Origin of the sequence: Gilliamella sp. W8126, assembly GCF_016102185.1 — a bacterium.
In the GTDB taxonomy this organism is placed as follows: domain Bacteria; phylum Pseudomonadota; class Gammaproteobacteria; order Enterobacterales; family Orbaceae; genus Gilliamella; species Gilliamella apis_A.
The window spans coordinates 38,576-52,780 of sequence record NZ_JACFPE010000008.1 but is presented as its reverse complement, the minus strand read 5'-3'; the positions used below and the strand labels follow the sequence as shown (position 1 = coordinate 52,780).

The window sequence follows — 14,205 nt, the reverse complement described above, 5'->3', positions numbered from 1 at the left end:
TTTGTAAAATTAAATTGCCACACATTCTAACAAACTTACCAAAAAGTGCTAGTCGAAAAGTTTATTTACTCCAGATTGACTTTTTATTCGGTGAAAAGAGTTGAGAAAAGAGTATCACCAAACTCACCAAAAGGTAACAAGCAAAAATAATGATCATCCATTGCGACATTTCAATAGTTAAAAAAGACCAAATTTTGTCTGCACATGAGCCATAAGCATTAAACATGCTTGGCAACCATTCATTTAATGCTAACCAAGAAGGAAATTGCACATTAATAGCACAGGTATCACCTAAATTTGGTTCAAACTGTAAATGGGCATGAAACATTGCTAAGTTAAAACCTTTAATGGCACTAAATAACCACACCAAAATACCCGCTAAACGAAAAATTAGTTTGCTAGGCGCAATCAGCCCAATTAAGCTACCAAGCATAATGCCGTAAATTGCACAACGTTGATAAATACATAATGTACAAGGGGCTAGACCTAAGCCATGTTGAAAATAGAGAGCGGTTATTTCAAAAATAAAGGTGGAAAGAAATAATAAAAACCAAGCAACTCTACCGCGAGAGTATTGATTGAGCAGAGATAACATACTGTTTTATTCCTCCGGATTCCGTTATAATCGTGTTAAATTCATTTTATTGAAATTAATCGATATTAATTTTTAGCCAGTAGTAGTGTAGTTTATTTTTTAATAATGTGAAACGACTTTTATTTATAAACGGTGGATTAATCTTTTCTTATGGACTCAAAAGTTCAACAAACAAAACAACAAGTCTCATTTGTCACAATTAGTGAAGAAAATGAGGCTCAACGCATTGATAATTTTCTCATTACATATCTTAAAGGTGTGCCTAAAAGTATGATTTATCGCATACTTAGAAAAGGTGAAGTCCGTGTTAACAAAAAAAGAATAAAACCAGAATACAAGTTAGCTATTGGTGACCAAGTGCGCATCCCTCCTATACGCGTTTCTGAAAAAACGGTGCCTGAGATTTCCACAAAACTAAATAAAGTTGCTGATTTGGAGAAAGCGATCATTTATGAAGATGATGTTATTCTGGCCATTAATAAACCATCCGGAATTGCCGTACATGGTGGTAGTGGTCTAAGTTTTGGTGTTATTGAAGGATTAAGAGCCTTACGACCAGAAGCAAAATTTTTAGAATTAGTGCATCGAATTGACCGCGAAACATCAGGTATTTTATTGATTGCGAAAAAACGTTCTGCGTTAAAGTCACTGCACGAACAATTACGTTTGAAACAGATGCAAAAAAATTATTTAGCTTTAGTGAAAGGTAATTGGCCTTCTGAATGTAAAGTTGTACAAGCACCATTACTAAAAAATGTTCTTAAAAGTGGTGAACGAGTGGTTAAGGTCAATGCCGAAGGTAAACCTTCAGAAACGAGATTTAAAGTAGAAGAACGTTTCGGTTTTGCAACCTTAGTTAAGGCAAGCCCAGTAACTGGTCGTACGCACCAAATTCGTGTGCATACTCAATATGCTAATCATCCAATTGCATTTGATGATCGCTATGGTGATAGTCAATTTGATGCATTATTAACTGATAGTAAACTTAATCGATTATTTTTACATGCCGCTAATGTAAAATTTATTCATCCGAAAACTTTACAAGAGATGCAATTAAATGCTCCGTTGGATGATGTATTGCAAAATTGTTTGACAAAGATTAGAGATGACAAATATCAACAAACAGAATGATTAAAATGAGAAGGTAATTAATAAGCATGAAAGATCTTAATTTATACTTAATTAGACATGGTCAAACAGAATGGAATATTAAAGATCAGATGCAGGGGTCACAAAATTCGCCTCTTACTGAAAATGGCATTTTAGGTGCCAAAATAACCGGAAAGCATCTAAAAAATACGCCATTTATACAAGCCTATTCTAGCCCTCAACAACGAGCAATGGAAACTCGGGACTATATTATTAATGAAAATGATAATGTAATTCCTACTTTTGAACTGGAAGGTTTGCGAGAAATGGATTTTGGGCTTTGGGAGGGGAGACATGTACCTTCACTAAAAAAAGAATTCCCAGAATTTAATACCTATTTAACTGAACCAGAAAAGTTTGATGCATCTATTAATCAAGGTGAAAATTATCTTGATGTCCTTTCTCGTATGAAAAATGCTTTAAATGAAATTGTCAAAAATGCGCCACAAGATAATGGTAATATTTTAGTTGTATCGCATGGTACGGTGTTACGAATATTACTTTGTGTTTTAAATGGTGGTGATTGGCGTCAACATCGTGATGAAAACTATTTTCCTCGAATGTTAAATACCAGTATTAGCGTGGTTAATTATAAACAGAACAACGATCAACAAGATGGCGAATTTTCAGTTAAATTTTATAATAATGTTGATCATTTAGACGATTAATTACTATTGTTCTTTGACATTTTCAGGCTAATGCTATTAGTAGCATTAGCCTGAAATGTGAGTTTATCTTCTACTATAAACAGCATAACGTTTTTGCAATTGTTTTAATTTATTAATTCTGGCATCAATTTTTGCAATTAAGGTATGATTACCTTTTGCTTGAGTTTTAGCATTAGTTAATAATCGAATCGCGTCAGTAAAATTTCCTTCTAGAGCGATTGACTCAGCCCGTGCACTCATCTCTTGAGCTCTTGACTTGAGTCCACCATAAGCGGTTATTAGCAAATCCCAACCGTTAGTATCATCATTATGATCAAAAGTATAACGATGTAATAAACTTACTGCTTGTTGGTAATTGCGTGCTTTTACATAGGCATTAGCTAAATTTAATTGCAATGCGGAACTATCAGGTGATCTTTTTAATGCTGATTGAAGACGACTAATAGCAGTACTACTATTATTAAGTGCTAAATCAATATCCGTCATTAGATCAATATACCAAATATTATTGGGCTCATTATCCAGTAATGGTTGTAATTGCTGTTTGGCTTTTTGGTAATTATTATTATTGTAATCAACTAAAGCATTAGCATAAATTACCGCTATTTTACTTTGTTCATTATTCAGTTTACGATAATCTTCAATCAATAATCTTGCATTAGTTTTGTTACTCATCAATATTGCTATTCTAGCTTTGGCTAGATAATAATTTAAAGATGGTGTAACATTCTTTTTTGAGTATTGTAATGAACGATTACGAATATCGGATAAACGACTATTAGGTAAAGGGTGAGTCATTAGGATTTCAGGCGGCTTACTGCTAAAGCGACTTTGATCGGCAAGTTTTTGTAGAAACTCAGAAGAAGCATAAGGATCAAATCCAGCTTTAGTTAATGTTCTAAGCCCAACTCTATCCGCTTCTTGTTCATTTGATTGGGTAAAACTAATCATACTTTGTGTTGAACTAGCCATAGTAGTTGTCATTGCCGCCATACCCGCTTCTGGATTGGCTAAAGTTAGTAATAACGAGCCAAGTGTTGCCCCCCAAACGTATGGACTATTACTATTTTGAGCCTCCATTGCTCGAGCCAAATGGCGTTGTGTCACGTGCCCGATTTCATGAGCCATTACCGATGCTAATTGACTTTCATTATCGGTATCTAATATTAATCTTGAATGAACGACGACATTGCCACCAAAAAAAGCAAAGGCATTAAGTACATTACTTCTCATAACATAAAAGTGAAAAGGCGTCTGTACTGATTCAGATTTGGAAACTAATTTTTTTCCTAAATCATTGATGTATTGATTTAAAACCGGATCATTAATAATCGGAGCACTACCACGTAACAAGCGCATATAATAATCGCCCATCTCTTTTTCTTGCCCGATGCTTAATGTAGCTGCAGCTGCGGTGCCCATATCGGGTAGCTTAATGTTATCTGCATAAACGATCGATGTGTTTTGCAATAATAACGACGTAGATATTATTAATGCGATTGCTTTTTTTAACATACTTTTAACTCATAAAAAAGATTGATAGTTAAGTATTCTAGCTTAAAAAAAAGACAATATCACTTTGAATATTTTATCAATTTGAGCTATTACTTCTATATTATTTTATTTACTCGATTTAATAATCATTAAATAATGAATGTTATTCAAATACTGCGTGGCGAATTTGTTCTACATCAACATTGTTAATGTAGTTTTTGATATTGGGATAAATATTATAATGATGTCCAAACTCCGGTTGCATTAATTCATCAATAACTTGACGTTTACTCCAGTTTTGAAAAATTAAGCGATACATAGCAACAACTACGCCTGTGCGGTCACTGCCATGCCAACAATGAATCAATATCGGTTTAGGTGAATTTTTGATTGTTTTAAGGATTTGAATTATTTTTTTATCAGAAATATTTCCTGCTCGCATATTGATCCAAACCTCAGTGATGCCTGTATTGACAACTTTATCTCGATCACTATGCCATAATCGCAGATTAATTATGGTTTTAATGCCGAGTTTATCAAGCTGTTTTATCTGTTTTAACGAGGGTTGTTCAGAACGATATATATCGTTAGATACTTGATAAAAGTTATTTGGAATGAGGTTGGAATTAATATTTGACTGGCAACTGCTAATAAAAAAAATCAAGCAACACAACAAGATAATGTTCACTCTTTTGGCGATTTGCAAACCAAAGTGAGCTATTACTTGTTGTGTTCTATTTATCATTACTACAATTGTCTATTGTTATGTTTATTGTTGACGGCTTTTAATAAATTCAAGGATTTGATCTACTTTTACCAATTCTTTATCCCCACCAGCACGATGTTTATATTCTACATCACCATTATCAAGGTTACGATCACCAATAACAATAGTGTGTGGAATACCAATTAATTCAGCATCAGCAAACATTACACCAGGGCGCTCTTTACGGTCGTCAAATAGTACTTCAATACCGGCAGCTTGTAGATCGGCATAGAGTTTTTCTGCAGTTGCCTGTACTCTTTCTGACTTGTGCATATTCATTGGAATGATAACAACTCTAAATGGTGCTATGGCTTCTGGCCAAATAATTCCACGATCGTCATGGCATTGTTCGATTGCAGCGGCAACTATTCGGCTAACGCCAATACCATAACAACCCATGATCATCACATGATTTTGTCCATCTTCACCTTGCACTGTTGCTTTCATTGCTTCTGAATATTTAGTACCAAGTTGGAAAATATGTCCAACTTCAATACCACGTTTAATTTGCAATGTACCTTTGCCGTCAGGGCTAACATCGCCTTCAACTACATTACGGATATCTTCGATGCGAGGTAAAGCAACATCGCGTTCCCAATTGATATTGAAATAATGTTTATGATCAATATTGGCACCAGCACCAAAATCACTCATTACAGCAACATCACGGTCAATAATCATTGGCATATTTAGGTTTATTGGTCCTAGCGAGCCCGGTCCTGCATTGACTAATGCGCGAATTTCATCTTCGGTTGCAAATTCAAGTGGAGACGCCACAATATCGATTTTTTCTGCTTTGATTTCGTTTAAGGTATGATCACCTCGAACTAATAAAGCTACTAGTTGGTGACCACTCTCTTTAGTGGCTTTAACCATTAATGTTTTAACGGTTTTTTCAATTGGTAAATTGAATTGTGCTACTAGTTCATCAATAGTTTTGGCATCTGGAGTATCAACTAATTGCATCTCCTTGGTTGGAGATTGGCGAGTTTGAGTTGGTGCTTGTGCTTGTGCCATTTCGATATTTGCCGCATAGTCAGACTCAGTTGAAAAAACAATATCATCTTCGCCACTATCCGCTAATACTTGGAATTCATGTGACCAGTTACCACCAATTGAGCCAGTATCAGCTCGTACTGCTCTAAAATTTAAGCCTGCACGAGTAAATACTGCACTGTAAGCTTTATACATATCATCATAAGTTTCTTGTAATGATTCTTGCGATGTGTGGAATGAGTATGCATCTTTCATAATAAATTCACGCGAACGCATAACACCAAAACGAGGGCGTACTTCATCGCGGAATTTGGTTTGAATTTGATATACATTAAGTGGTAATTGCTTATAAGAGCTCACTTCATTACGAAGTAAGTCAGTGATCACTTCTTCATGAGTTGGGCCTAAGACGAAATCACGATCACCACGATCTTTAATGCGTAATAATTCGGGACCATATTGTTCCCAACGACCACTTTCTTGCCATATATCGGCAGGTTGTACCACAGGCATTAATACTTCAATTGCACCTGCTTTATTCATCTCTTCACGAACAATATTTTCGACTTTTTTTAGTACACGATAACCTGTGGGTAGCCATGTATATAATCCGGCAGCAACTTTACGGATCATGCCGGCACGTAACATTAATTGATGACTAATTACTTCAGCATCTGCTGGCGTTTCTTTTAATGTAGATAGAAGATATTTACTGGTTCGCATACATTTATCCCGAAAAATAATTTATATATAAATATAATAAAAATGTTAGCTAGTTTAGCAGTACCAAGCGCAACACAAAAGTAATTTTATTAATAATTATGGTTATAGATGTTTATTAATGATAAATTATCGTTTATTGAGAATAAGTTACTAATCAATATGGACAAATGGACATTGAACATACATAAATTAATTGAACGTTTATTCTTTCTCTTTTTAATCGGTCTTATTTTATATTGGCCGATTAAATTTGCTAAATATCATTTGTTTGATTTAAGTTATCAAGAGGTATTAGAGTTTTCTTGGCGAACTGATGGTTGTCAATTGTCATATCCAGAGGTATGCCCATGCCCTAGTTTTATTGAGCCAGATGATCATTTCACAATTACTGATGATGGCGATTTATATTTTGAAAATAAACTTTATGGTAAATTGATATTAAAAGACAAACCTAGTTTTTTTCATGACCCCTCTGAAATATTGTCTGGTGGCTTCATGGAAATTATACGGTCAGATTCAGGTGTTATTTGCTACTATGATTCGATATAAAAATTTTGAGAATTTTTTAGCTAAAATTAGCTGTCAAAAACCCCGTTCCTCAAAAATTTTTTATGCTAATAATTTAATCTTAATTAATGGCTTGATTCGACAATTGTTATCACCATAATATAGCACTAAATATAAGTCATTTTTAACTATAATTACGAGCAAGTCATTGATTACAAAAAGGGATAAAATGGGTTCGGTTTTTGATATATTCAAAATTGGTATAGGTCCTTCTAGTTCACATACCGTTGGTCCAATGAGAGCAGGTAAGGCATTTATTGATCTACTTATTAATAATGAGCAAATGCCGTTAGTGACTAAAATTGTTGCTGATATTTATGGCTCTTTGTCACTGACAGGTAAAGGTCACCATACTGATGTGGCAATTATTCTAGGATTATCAGGTGAAAAACCTGATACTGTTAATATTGATCAGATCCCCCACATTATTCAAACCATGAATCAATGCTGTCGGCTACCAATATATAATGGTCAATACCAAGTCGATTTTTCCAGTCAAAGCATTATATTTCATTCTACTTTTCTACCATTACACGAAAATGGAATGACGTTAAGTGCTTATCATCATGACGAATTAATTGTGCAAAAGACTTATTATTCAGTGGGGGGTGGTAAAATTGTTGAAGAGGAATTATTTGGTCTACAAGATCAGAATGCAATAGATGTACCTTACCCTTTTGCAACGGCCGCACAATTATTGCAGCATTGTGATGATAACTCATTGTCGGTATCTAGTATTGTTTTAAAAAATGAGTTACAACATCACACTTATGAGGAAATCGTAAATTATTTTTCTTTAGTTGGACAAACAATGCTTGATTGTATTAAGCGAGGCATGAATGCCGAAGGATTATTACCTGGTACTCTTAAGGTTTCTCGTCGAGCAAATGCGTTGTATCGTCAATTATTAACAAGTAAAAGTAATAATGATCCAATGATTATTATCGATTGGGTAAATATGTTTGCACTGGCTGTTAGTGAAGAGAATGCAGCTGGTGGTCGGGTAGTGACAGCACCAACTAATGGAGCTTGCGGTATTATTCCTGCTGTACTGGCATATTACGATAAGTTTATTGATCCTGTCTCACCAGATATTTTTATTCGTTACTTTTTAACCTGTGGAGCTATTGGATTACTCTATCAAAAAAATGCCTCTATTTCTGGTGCAGAAGTAGGCTGCCAAGGTGAGGTTGGCGTGGCTTGTTCTATGGCGGCGGCAGGATTAGCTGAATTGTTAGGGGGTAATCCTCAACAGGTGTGTATGGCTGCCGAAATTGGTATGGAGCATAACTTAGGTTTGACTTGTGATCCGGTTGATGGTCAAGTACAAGTTCCTTGTATTGAACGTAATGCGATTGCAGCAGTGAAAGCCATTAATGCCACTCGAATGGCATTAAGACGTACTACCGCGGCGATTGTTTCGCTTGATAAAGTGATTGAAACTATGTACGAAACAGGCAAGGACATGAATGCTAAATATCGAGAGACTTCTCGTGGCGGGCTAGCTATTACGGTTCATTGTAGTTAATAGTGAATCGTATGAGATTTGAAGATTTATCATCAGTAATATTATGATTAAATCATAGCTGCGATTTCATTTATGAAATATTTTTACAGGGTACTAATATTGTCCATATTTTTATAGCTAAACGGATAGTACTTCGTTTAGACTATCAATTATATCACTAGCTAATAAACTGTATTTATTTAATTTTTTAGAAGCAACATCGCCAGCTAAACCATGTAAGTAAACACTTACTGGAGCAGCTTTGGTTGGCGGTAGATGTTGAGCTATAAGTCCAGCCATTATTCCTGTTAAAACATCACCAGCACCGCCAGTAGCCATACCACAATTACCAGATTGGTTAATATAAGTGGTTTGTCCAGGTATTGTGACGATGGTTTTTGCATCTTTTAATACGCAGATTACGTTATAGTCTTGCGCAAATTTTTTAGCCGTGTCGACTAAATTATTTTTAATAGCTTCAATTGGTTGTTTAACTAGCCTTGCCATTTCTCCCAAATGAGGGGTAACAATAATAGTTGACTGTGCTTGTTTCAATAATCTTAAATTAGGTACTAACGTATTAAGCCCATCAGCATCGATGATTACTGGAATCCTTGCATGCTGTAATACATACGATAAGATTTTATGAGTATCATCGGATACCCCCATGCCAGGTCCAATAACAATGACTGAAGCCCGATTTATTAGTTCATCAAGTTTTTTTATATCAATTTTATTGGTAATAAATGGGGTTAATAGAACTTCGGGAATTTGGGTTAATAAAATATCACGATTGCACATGGGGGTGTAAATATGTACTAATCCAGCTCCAGTTTTATATGCTGCTTTAGCTGAAAAGTACGCAGCTCCAGACATATTTTCGGAACCAGCGATAACTAATACTTTGCCATAACTACCTTTATGACTATTGTTTGATCTTTGCGGCAATAATTTACTCAACTCATTAGATTGATAAGTATAATGACTGGCTGGAGTATCTGCATAGATGCCGATATCGGCAATAGTGATTTCACCTGCTAATTCAGCTCCCGGATGAAGCGATAAACCAATTTTTGCGTAGGCAAAAGTGATAGTTTGTTTAGCCTTGACTGCAACACCAAGGATTTTTCCTGTATTGCTGCAAAGTCCCGACGGAATATCAATAGCAAGAACATCGGCACAGCACTGATTTATCTGCTCAATGGCATGAACAAAATCGCCGCTCACTATACGATTAAGCCCTATACCAAAAATAGCATCAACGATAGTGGTATATTCGGTAAAGCATTTTGGGAGTGAAGTGATAAAGTTGATATTATAATGCTGTGCTATTTTAATTTGTTGTAGTGTTTCCTTTGATGCATGTTCTACTTGACCAATTAAATACACATCAACATCAATATGTTGTAATTTGAGTAAGCGAGCTACAGCAATACCATCACCGCCATTATTGCCATATCCACATACTACCGCAATTTTGTTTAAATTATAGTTGTTTTCATTAAGTTGATTTACAACGGCTAATGCTGCTCGTTCCATTAATACTAGTGAAGGTAAGCCAATTTTATTTGCGGTATAAGCATCATAATGCTTCATTTCAGATGAGGTGACTAAGTATTGCATGAGATTACCTCTCTGTATATGATATGCCACATTGCGTGGCAAAATCATATTGGTAGATTAATCAATTATTAGATTAATGTTTGCTCATCTAATTGATCTTTTAATTGTTGTTTTTTTAAGTTTTCTAAAATTTTATTATGAATACCATTAAAACCACCATTACTCATAATCAAAATTGCATCAGTTGGTTTAGCTGATTTAGTAATCATCTCAACTAATAAATCAATATCACCAGACCAATAAGCCGGTTGAATACAAGCATCAACCACATCGGCAACTAACCAAGGTAGTTGTTCTGGTTGAAACATATATATTTCATCTGCACGACCTAATGATGGCGCTAGTTCATCTTTCGATATGCCTAGTTTCATGGTATTCGAACGAGGCTCTAATACTGCCAATATTCGTCGATTTGCGCCAATTTTGCTGCGTAATGCTTCTAAAGTTGCTAATATTGCAGTTGGGTGATGGGCAAAATCATCATAAATCTCGATATCATTAACTTCGCCGTATAACTCTAAACGTCTTTTGGCATTTAAAAACGATCCCAGTGCTAAACAAGCATCAGCTGGTTTAATACCGACATTATGTGCCGCGGCAATAGCCATTAAGGCATTATGCATATTGTGTTCACCAACAAGCGAATAGTTAACTTCACCAACCTGTTCATTGTTAAAGTAAACGGCAAACTGGCTAGCATCATTAGCGATTTTTTTCGCCATCCAACCATTTTCTGATTCGGTGAATGATTGTTCACTCCAACAACCTTTTGCTAAAACTTGTTTTAAATTGACATCTTCTTGCGGTGAAATTATCAACCCTTTACTTGGCACTAAACGAACTAAATGATGGAATTGTTTTTGAATTGAGCTAAGGTCATCAAAAATATCTGCATGATCAAATTCCAAATTATTCATAATTAATGTTTTTGGGCAATAATGCATAAATTTAGAACGCTTATCAAAAAACGAACAATCATATTCATCGGCTTCAATAACGAAAAAGTTACCTTCACCTAGTCTTGCTGATACTTCAAAATTACCAGGTACGCCACCAATGACAAAACCTTGGTTATAACCTTGTTTTTCTAAAATCCAGTTAACCATACCGGCAGTGGTTGTTTTACCATGCGTTCCAGCAACCGCAATCACCCAGCGTTCGCGTAAAACGTTGTCATGTAGCCATTGAGGTGCAGAAACATAAGGAATATTTTTGTCTAAAATATATTCAACACAAGGATTTCCTCTTGATAACGCATTACCAATAATCACCAGATCAGGAGTAGGGTTTAATTGTGAAGGGTCATCTCCTTCAATAATATCAATATGTTCTTTTTGTAGCAGCGTACTCATTGGTGGGTAAACATTTTTGTCTGAACCCGTGACTTTATGACCCAATGAGCGAGCGATTAATGCAATGCCTCCCATGAATGTGCCACAAATCCCAAGAATATGAATATGCATTTTTTGGTCCTTAATGTTGTATAAAATATTGTACTGATGATAAAACTTATCTGTTGCCAGTATTTTTAGTTATAACTGATTTTATTTTTGTAGAAAATTATAATTATAGTCGATTTTAATTGCTTATGCGATAGGCCAAATATGTCTAATCATCAATTTTGCCGTCTGATTTCCTCGAAAGTCATCAACATCTAATTGATAGACAATTTTTACATTTTTTATTGTATTATCTGGCCATTGCGTTAAATTTATATTGAAACATATGCCTTCAATAATTGGGCCACCGTTTTTCGGTTCTAATACTAATCTAAGATGTTTTTCAGCAAATAAACGTTGTTGATGGACAATAAAATCGCCATCGAATGTCGGTTCTGTAAATCCTTCACCCCATGGACCCGATTCTTTTAATTGTTTAGCCATCGCATAATTAAAATCTTGGCTGTCTACCTCACCATCGGTTTCTATTATTTGTTCAAGCGTATTGGCATTTAAACGTTTATCTATTAGTGTTTCAAAATGTTTTCGAAATCGTTCTAAATCGTTTTCGCGAATGCTTAATCCGACCGCCATTGCATGTCCACCAAAACTCACCAGAAGATCGGGATGGTTTTGATCCAGTTCATCAAGTAAATCTCGTAAGTGAATACCGGCTATTGATCGTCCAGAACCTTTTAGTATCCCTTCTTCAGTAGATGCAAAGCAAATAACTGGCCGATAATGTTTATCTTTTAAACGAGCTGATAAGATGCCAATGATACCTTGGTGCCATTCAGGATGATAGACAACTAATAAGTTTGGGAAAGAGGATTGTTGTTGCTCTAACCCTTGGATATAGGATAATGCTTCTTTATACATCGTTTGTTCAATTAACTTACGATCATTATTTAGCATATCTAAATCACTAGCTTGTTTAAGAGCACTATCGTAGTCGTCACATAACAATAATTCAACGCTAAGAGACATGTTATCCATTCGCCCTGCTGCATTAAGCCGTGGGGCAATATAATAAGCTAGATCGGTTGAGGTAAAGGATACCGGATCTTTTCGAGCAATATGTAATAGTGCTTTTATTCCTGCACAGCAATAACCAGATCGGATTCGATTAATACCTTGGTGAACCAATATTCGGTTATTGTGATCGAGTTTTACCACATCAGCAATAGTTCCTAACGCGACTAAATCTAATAAACTAGCGAGGTTGTATTCTTCTAAATTATGTGTTCTGAACCAGTTTTCTTGGCGTAATTTTGCTCGTAAAGCTGACATAAAATAAAATGCAACACCGACACCAGCTAAGTGCTTAGATGGAAAAGAGCAGTTTGGTAAATTAGGATTAATGATTGCATCAGCTGCTGGTAATTGCTCAGGACATAAGTGATGGTCAGTAATGATTACAGTTAAGTTTGATTGTTTTGCAAATTCAACCGCTTCAATAGCGGAAACACCATTATCAACAGTAATAATTAGATCGGCTTTTTTTAACAGTGCTCTTTTTATAACACTTATACTTAAACCATATCCATCATCAAATCGATTAGGAATGATATAATCGACATGTTGGCATCCCATCTTTTTTAACGCTTTTACCGTTAGTGCAGTACTGGTTGCACCATCAGTATCAAAATCACCGACAATCATAATCCGCTTGTTATTCTGCATAGCTGAATAAACAATTTCGACAGCGGTTTGGGTACCATCTAAGTTGTCATAATTACATAAGTTACGCGTTGTATAATCTAACTCTTGCATAGATGTTATTCCACGTAATGCATAGACTCGTTGCAATAAGAGTGGGATATCCGGTGACAATTCAGGTAACGCTTCAGGTAATTGGCGGTGTGTTAATTTATTTTTCATATTTTAAATGTTAGCGCACGTGCGCTAACATACTTTTCTTATTTTATATTTAAATTTTAATTGCTATAAATTATAACTTATTAATTTTTTGCTTTCTTTTTTAAAATTTCGATTAATTTATCAGCAGGGACATAGCCTGAAACTAATTGTCCATCAGGTAGTACTAATGCAGGAGTACCACTGATACCTAATTTTTTACCAACGTTAAATTGTTGTGTTACATAAGGTACCATGCTATTTGCTGGAGAAATTGAATTACCCTTATAGGCATTATCAAAAGCAGCTTTACGATCGGCAACACTCCAAATAGATTGCATATTTTTACCTACATCACTATTAGCACCGGCTCGAGGAAAGGCAAAATAGTGCACAGAGATACCCGCATCTAAGTATTGATTTATATTTTCATGAAGTAATTTACAATAGTGACAAGTGTAATCGGTGAAAACCGAAATAATATATTTTTCTTTTGGTGCTTTATAAACAATGGCATCTTTTTCAATTGATTTCATTAATTTTAAGTTATTACTGTTAGCAATATTTACTGGTTCACCGCCTTCAAGACTATAGATTGGTCCTTGAGTTAAAAATTTACCATCATCTGTTACATAGAAAATGCCCTCAGGTGTGATAACACTTTTTAAACCTTGTACTGGGTTATTTTCGATAGTAATTTCTTTATTAGAAAAACCTAATTTTTCCATCGATTTGGTTATATCGGCGTTATTGGCTAATACTGAAGTTGAGATTAATGCTAAACCTAAACTTATGACTAATTTTTTCATTCAGTTATCCTT

General features: G+C 35.0%; 12 protein-coding genes. 4 read left to right on the top strand and 8 right to left on the bottom strand.

All coding sequences use genetic code 11. The features are described 5' to 3' along the window. Positions 1–61: 61 nt before the first annotated feature. Positions 62–595 (bottom strand): disulfide bond formation protein DsbB, encoded by a 534-nt coding sequence (gene dsbB / locus H3S74_RS11435; RefSeq protein WP_110448675.1) that lies wholly within the window; start codon positions 593–595, stop codon positions 62–64. 150 nt (positions 596–745) lie between these two features. Between dsbB and rluC the strand changes: the two genes are divergently transcribed. Together rluC and H3S74_RS11425 are read left to right on the top strand one after the other, a co-directional pair. Next, positions 746–1,726, top strand: coding sequence for a 23S rRNA pseudouridine(955/2504/2580) synthase RluC (gene rluC / locus H3S74_RS11430; RefSeq protein WP_110448676.1), 981 nt, complete (start codon positions 746–748; stop codon positions 1,724–1,726). 26 nt (positions 1,727–1,752) lie between these two features. After that, on the top strand, positions 1,753–2,412 hold the full coding sequence (locus H3S74_RS11425) for a histidine phosphatase family protein (protein ID WP_198201446.1): 660 nt from the start codon (positions 1,753–1,755) through the stop codon (positions 2,410–2,412). Positions 2,413–2,475: 63 nt separating this feature from the next. On the opposite strand, the gene H3S74_RS11420 is transcribed toward H3S74_RS11425, so the two are convergent. The 3 genes from H3S74_RS11420 to proS form a co-directional block, all read right to left on the bottom strand. After that, positions 2,476–3,927, bottom strand: a complete 1,452-nt coding sequence (locus H3S74_RS11420; RefSeq protein WP_198247915.1) for a M48 family metalloprotease — start codon at positions 3,925–3,927, stop codon at positions 2,476–2,478. A 142-nt stretch (positions 3,928–4,069) separates the two neighbouring features. After that, positions 4,070–4,651: a tyrosine-protein phosphatase gene (locus tag H3S74_RS11415; protein WP_198247914.1), complete on the bottom strand. Its 582-nt coding sequence runs from the start codon at positions 4,649–4,651 to the stop codon at positions 4,070–4,072. Between the two features lie 24 nt (positions 4,652–4,675). Continuing rightward, the gene (gene proS / locus H3S74_RS11410; RefSeq protein ID WP_198247913.1) at positions 4,676–6,391 is read right to left on the bottom strand and encodes a proline--tRNA ligase; all 1,716 of its coding nucleotides are present in this window, start codon (positions 6,389–6,391) and stop codon (positions 4,676–4,678) included. Between the two features lie 108 nt (positions 6,392–6,499). On the opposite strand from proS, the gene H3S74_RS11405 reads away from it, so the two are divergent. Continuing rightward, entirely contained in the window at positions 6,500–6,940 is a 441-nt protein-coding gene (locus H3S74_RS11405; protein ID WP_198247912.1) for a hypothetical protein, read from the top strand. 187 nt (positions 6,941–7,127) lie between these two features. Continuing rightward, positions 7,128–8,486, top strand: coding sequence for an L-serine ammonia-lyase (locus H3S74_RS11400; protein WP_198247911.1), 1,359 nt, complete (start codon positions 7,128–7,130; stop codon positions 8,484–8,486). Positions 8,487–8,603: 117 nt separating this feature from the next. Here the strand turns inward: H3S74_RS11400 and H3S74_RS11395 are convergent, their stop codons facing one another. The 4 genes from H3S74_RS11395 to dsbC all read right to left on the bottom strand — a co-directional run bounded on the left by H3S74_RS11395 (position 8,604) and on the right by dsbC (position 14,193). Then, on the bottom strand, positions 8,604–10,088 hold the full coding sequence (locus H3S74_RS11395) for an NAD(P)H-hydrate dehydratase (RefSeq protein WP_198247910.1): 1,485 nt from the start codon (positions 10,086–10,088) through the stop codon (positions 8,604–8,606). 68 nt (positions 10,089–10,156) lie between these two features. Further along, positions 10,157–11,551: a UDP-N-acetylmuramate:L-alanyl-gamma-D-glutamyl-meso-diaminopimelate ligase gene (gene mpl, locus H3S74_RS11390; RefSeq protein WP_198222087.1), complete on the bottom strand. Its 1,395-nt coding sequence runs from the start codon at positions 11,549–11,551 to the stop codon at positions 10,157–10,159. A gap of 123 nt (positions 11,552–11,674) precedes the next feature. Then, on the bottom strand, positions 11,675–13,408 hold the full coding sequence (gene recJ, locus H3S74_RS11385) for a single-stranded-DNA-specific exonuclease RecJ (protein WP_198247909.1): 1,734 nt from the start codon (positions 13,406–13,408) through the stop codon (positions 11,675–11,677). A gap of 80 nt (positions 13,409–13,488) precedes the next feature. Then, a complete protein-coding gene (gene dsbC, locus H3S74_RS11380; RefSeq protein ID WP_110448686.1) occupies positions 13,489–14,193 on the bottom strand; it encodes a bifunctional protein-disulfide isomerase/oxidoreductase DsbC in 705 nt (234 codons plus the stop codon). Positions 14,194–14,205 lie beyond the last annotated feature (12 nt).

Excerpts from the sequence above, each read along its gene's own strand:
- H3S74_RS11405 (WP_198247912.1), top strand. The coding sequence starts at position 6,500 with ATGTTTATTAATGATAAATTATCGTTTATTGAGAATAAGTTACTAATC.
- mpl (WP_198222087.1), bottom strand. The coding sequence starts at position 11,551 with ATGCATATTCATATTCTTGGGATTTGTGGCACATTCATGGGAGGCATT.
- proS (WP_198247913.1), bottom strand. The coding sequence starts at position 6,391 with ATGCGAACCAGTAAATATCTTCTATCTACATTAAAAGAAACGCCAGCA.
- dsbB (WP_110448675.1), bottom strand. The coding sequence starts at position 595 with ATGTTATCTCTGCTCAATCAATACTCTCGCGGTAGAGTTGCTTGGTTT.
- recJ (WP_198247909.1), bottom strand. The coding sequence starts at position 13,408 with ATGAAAAATAAATTAACACACCGCCAATTACCTGAAGCGTTACCTGAA.
- H3S74_RS11415 (WP_198247914.1), bottom strand. The coding sequence starts at position 4,651 with ATGATAAATAGAACACAACAAGTAATAGCTCACTTTGGTTTGCAAATC.
- H3S74_RS11420 (WP_198247915.1), bottom strand. The coding sequence starts at position 3,927 with ATGTTAAAAAAAGCAATCGCATTAATAATATCTACGTCGTTATTATTG.
- H3S74_RS11400 (WP_198247911.1), top strand. The coding sequence starts at position 7,128 with ATGGGTTCGGTTTTTGATATATTCAAAATTGGTATAGGTCCTTCTAGT.
- H3S74_RS11425 (WP_198201446.1), top strand. The coding sequence starts at position 1,753 with ATGAAAGATCTTAATTTATACTTAATTAGACATGGTCAAACAGAATGG.
- dsbC (WP_110448686.1), bottom strand. The coding sequence starts at position 14,193 with ATGAAAAAATTAGTCATAAGTTTAGGTTTAGCATTAATCTCAACTTCA.
- H3S74_RS11395 (WP_198247910.1), bottom strand. The coding sequence starts at position 10,088 with ATGCAATACTTAGTCACCTCATCTGAAATGAAGCATTATGATGCTTAT.
- rluC (WP_110448676.1), top strand. The coding sequence starts at position 746 with ATGGACTCAAAAGTTCAACAAACAAAACAACAAGTCTCATTTGTCACA.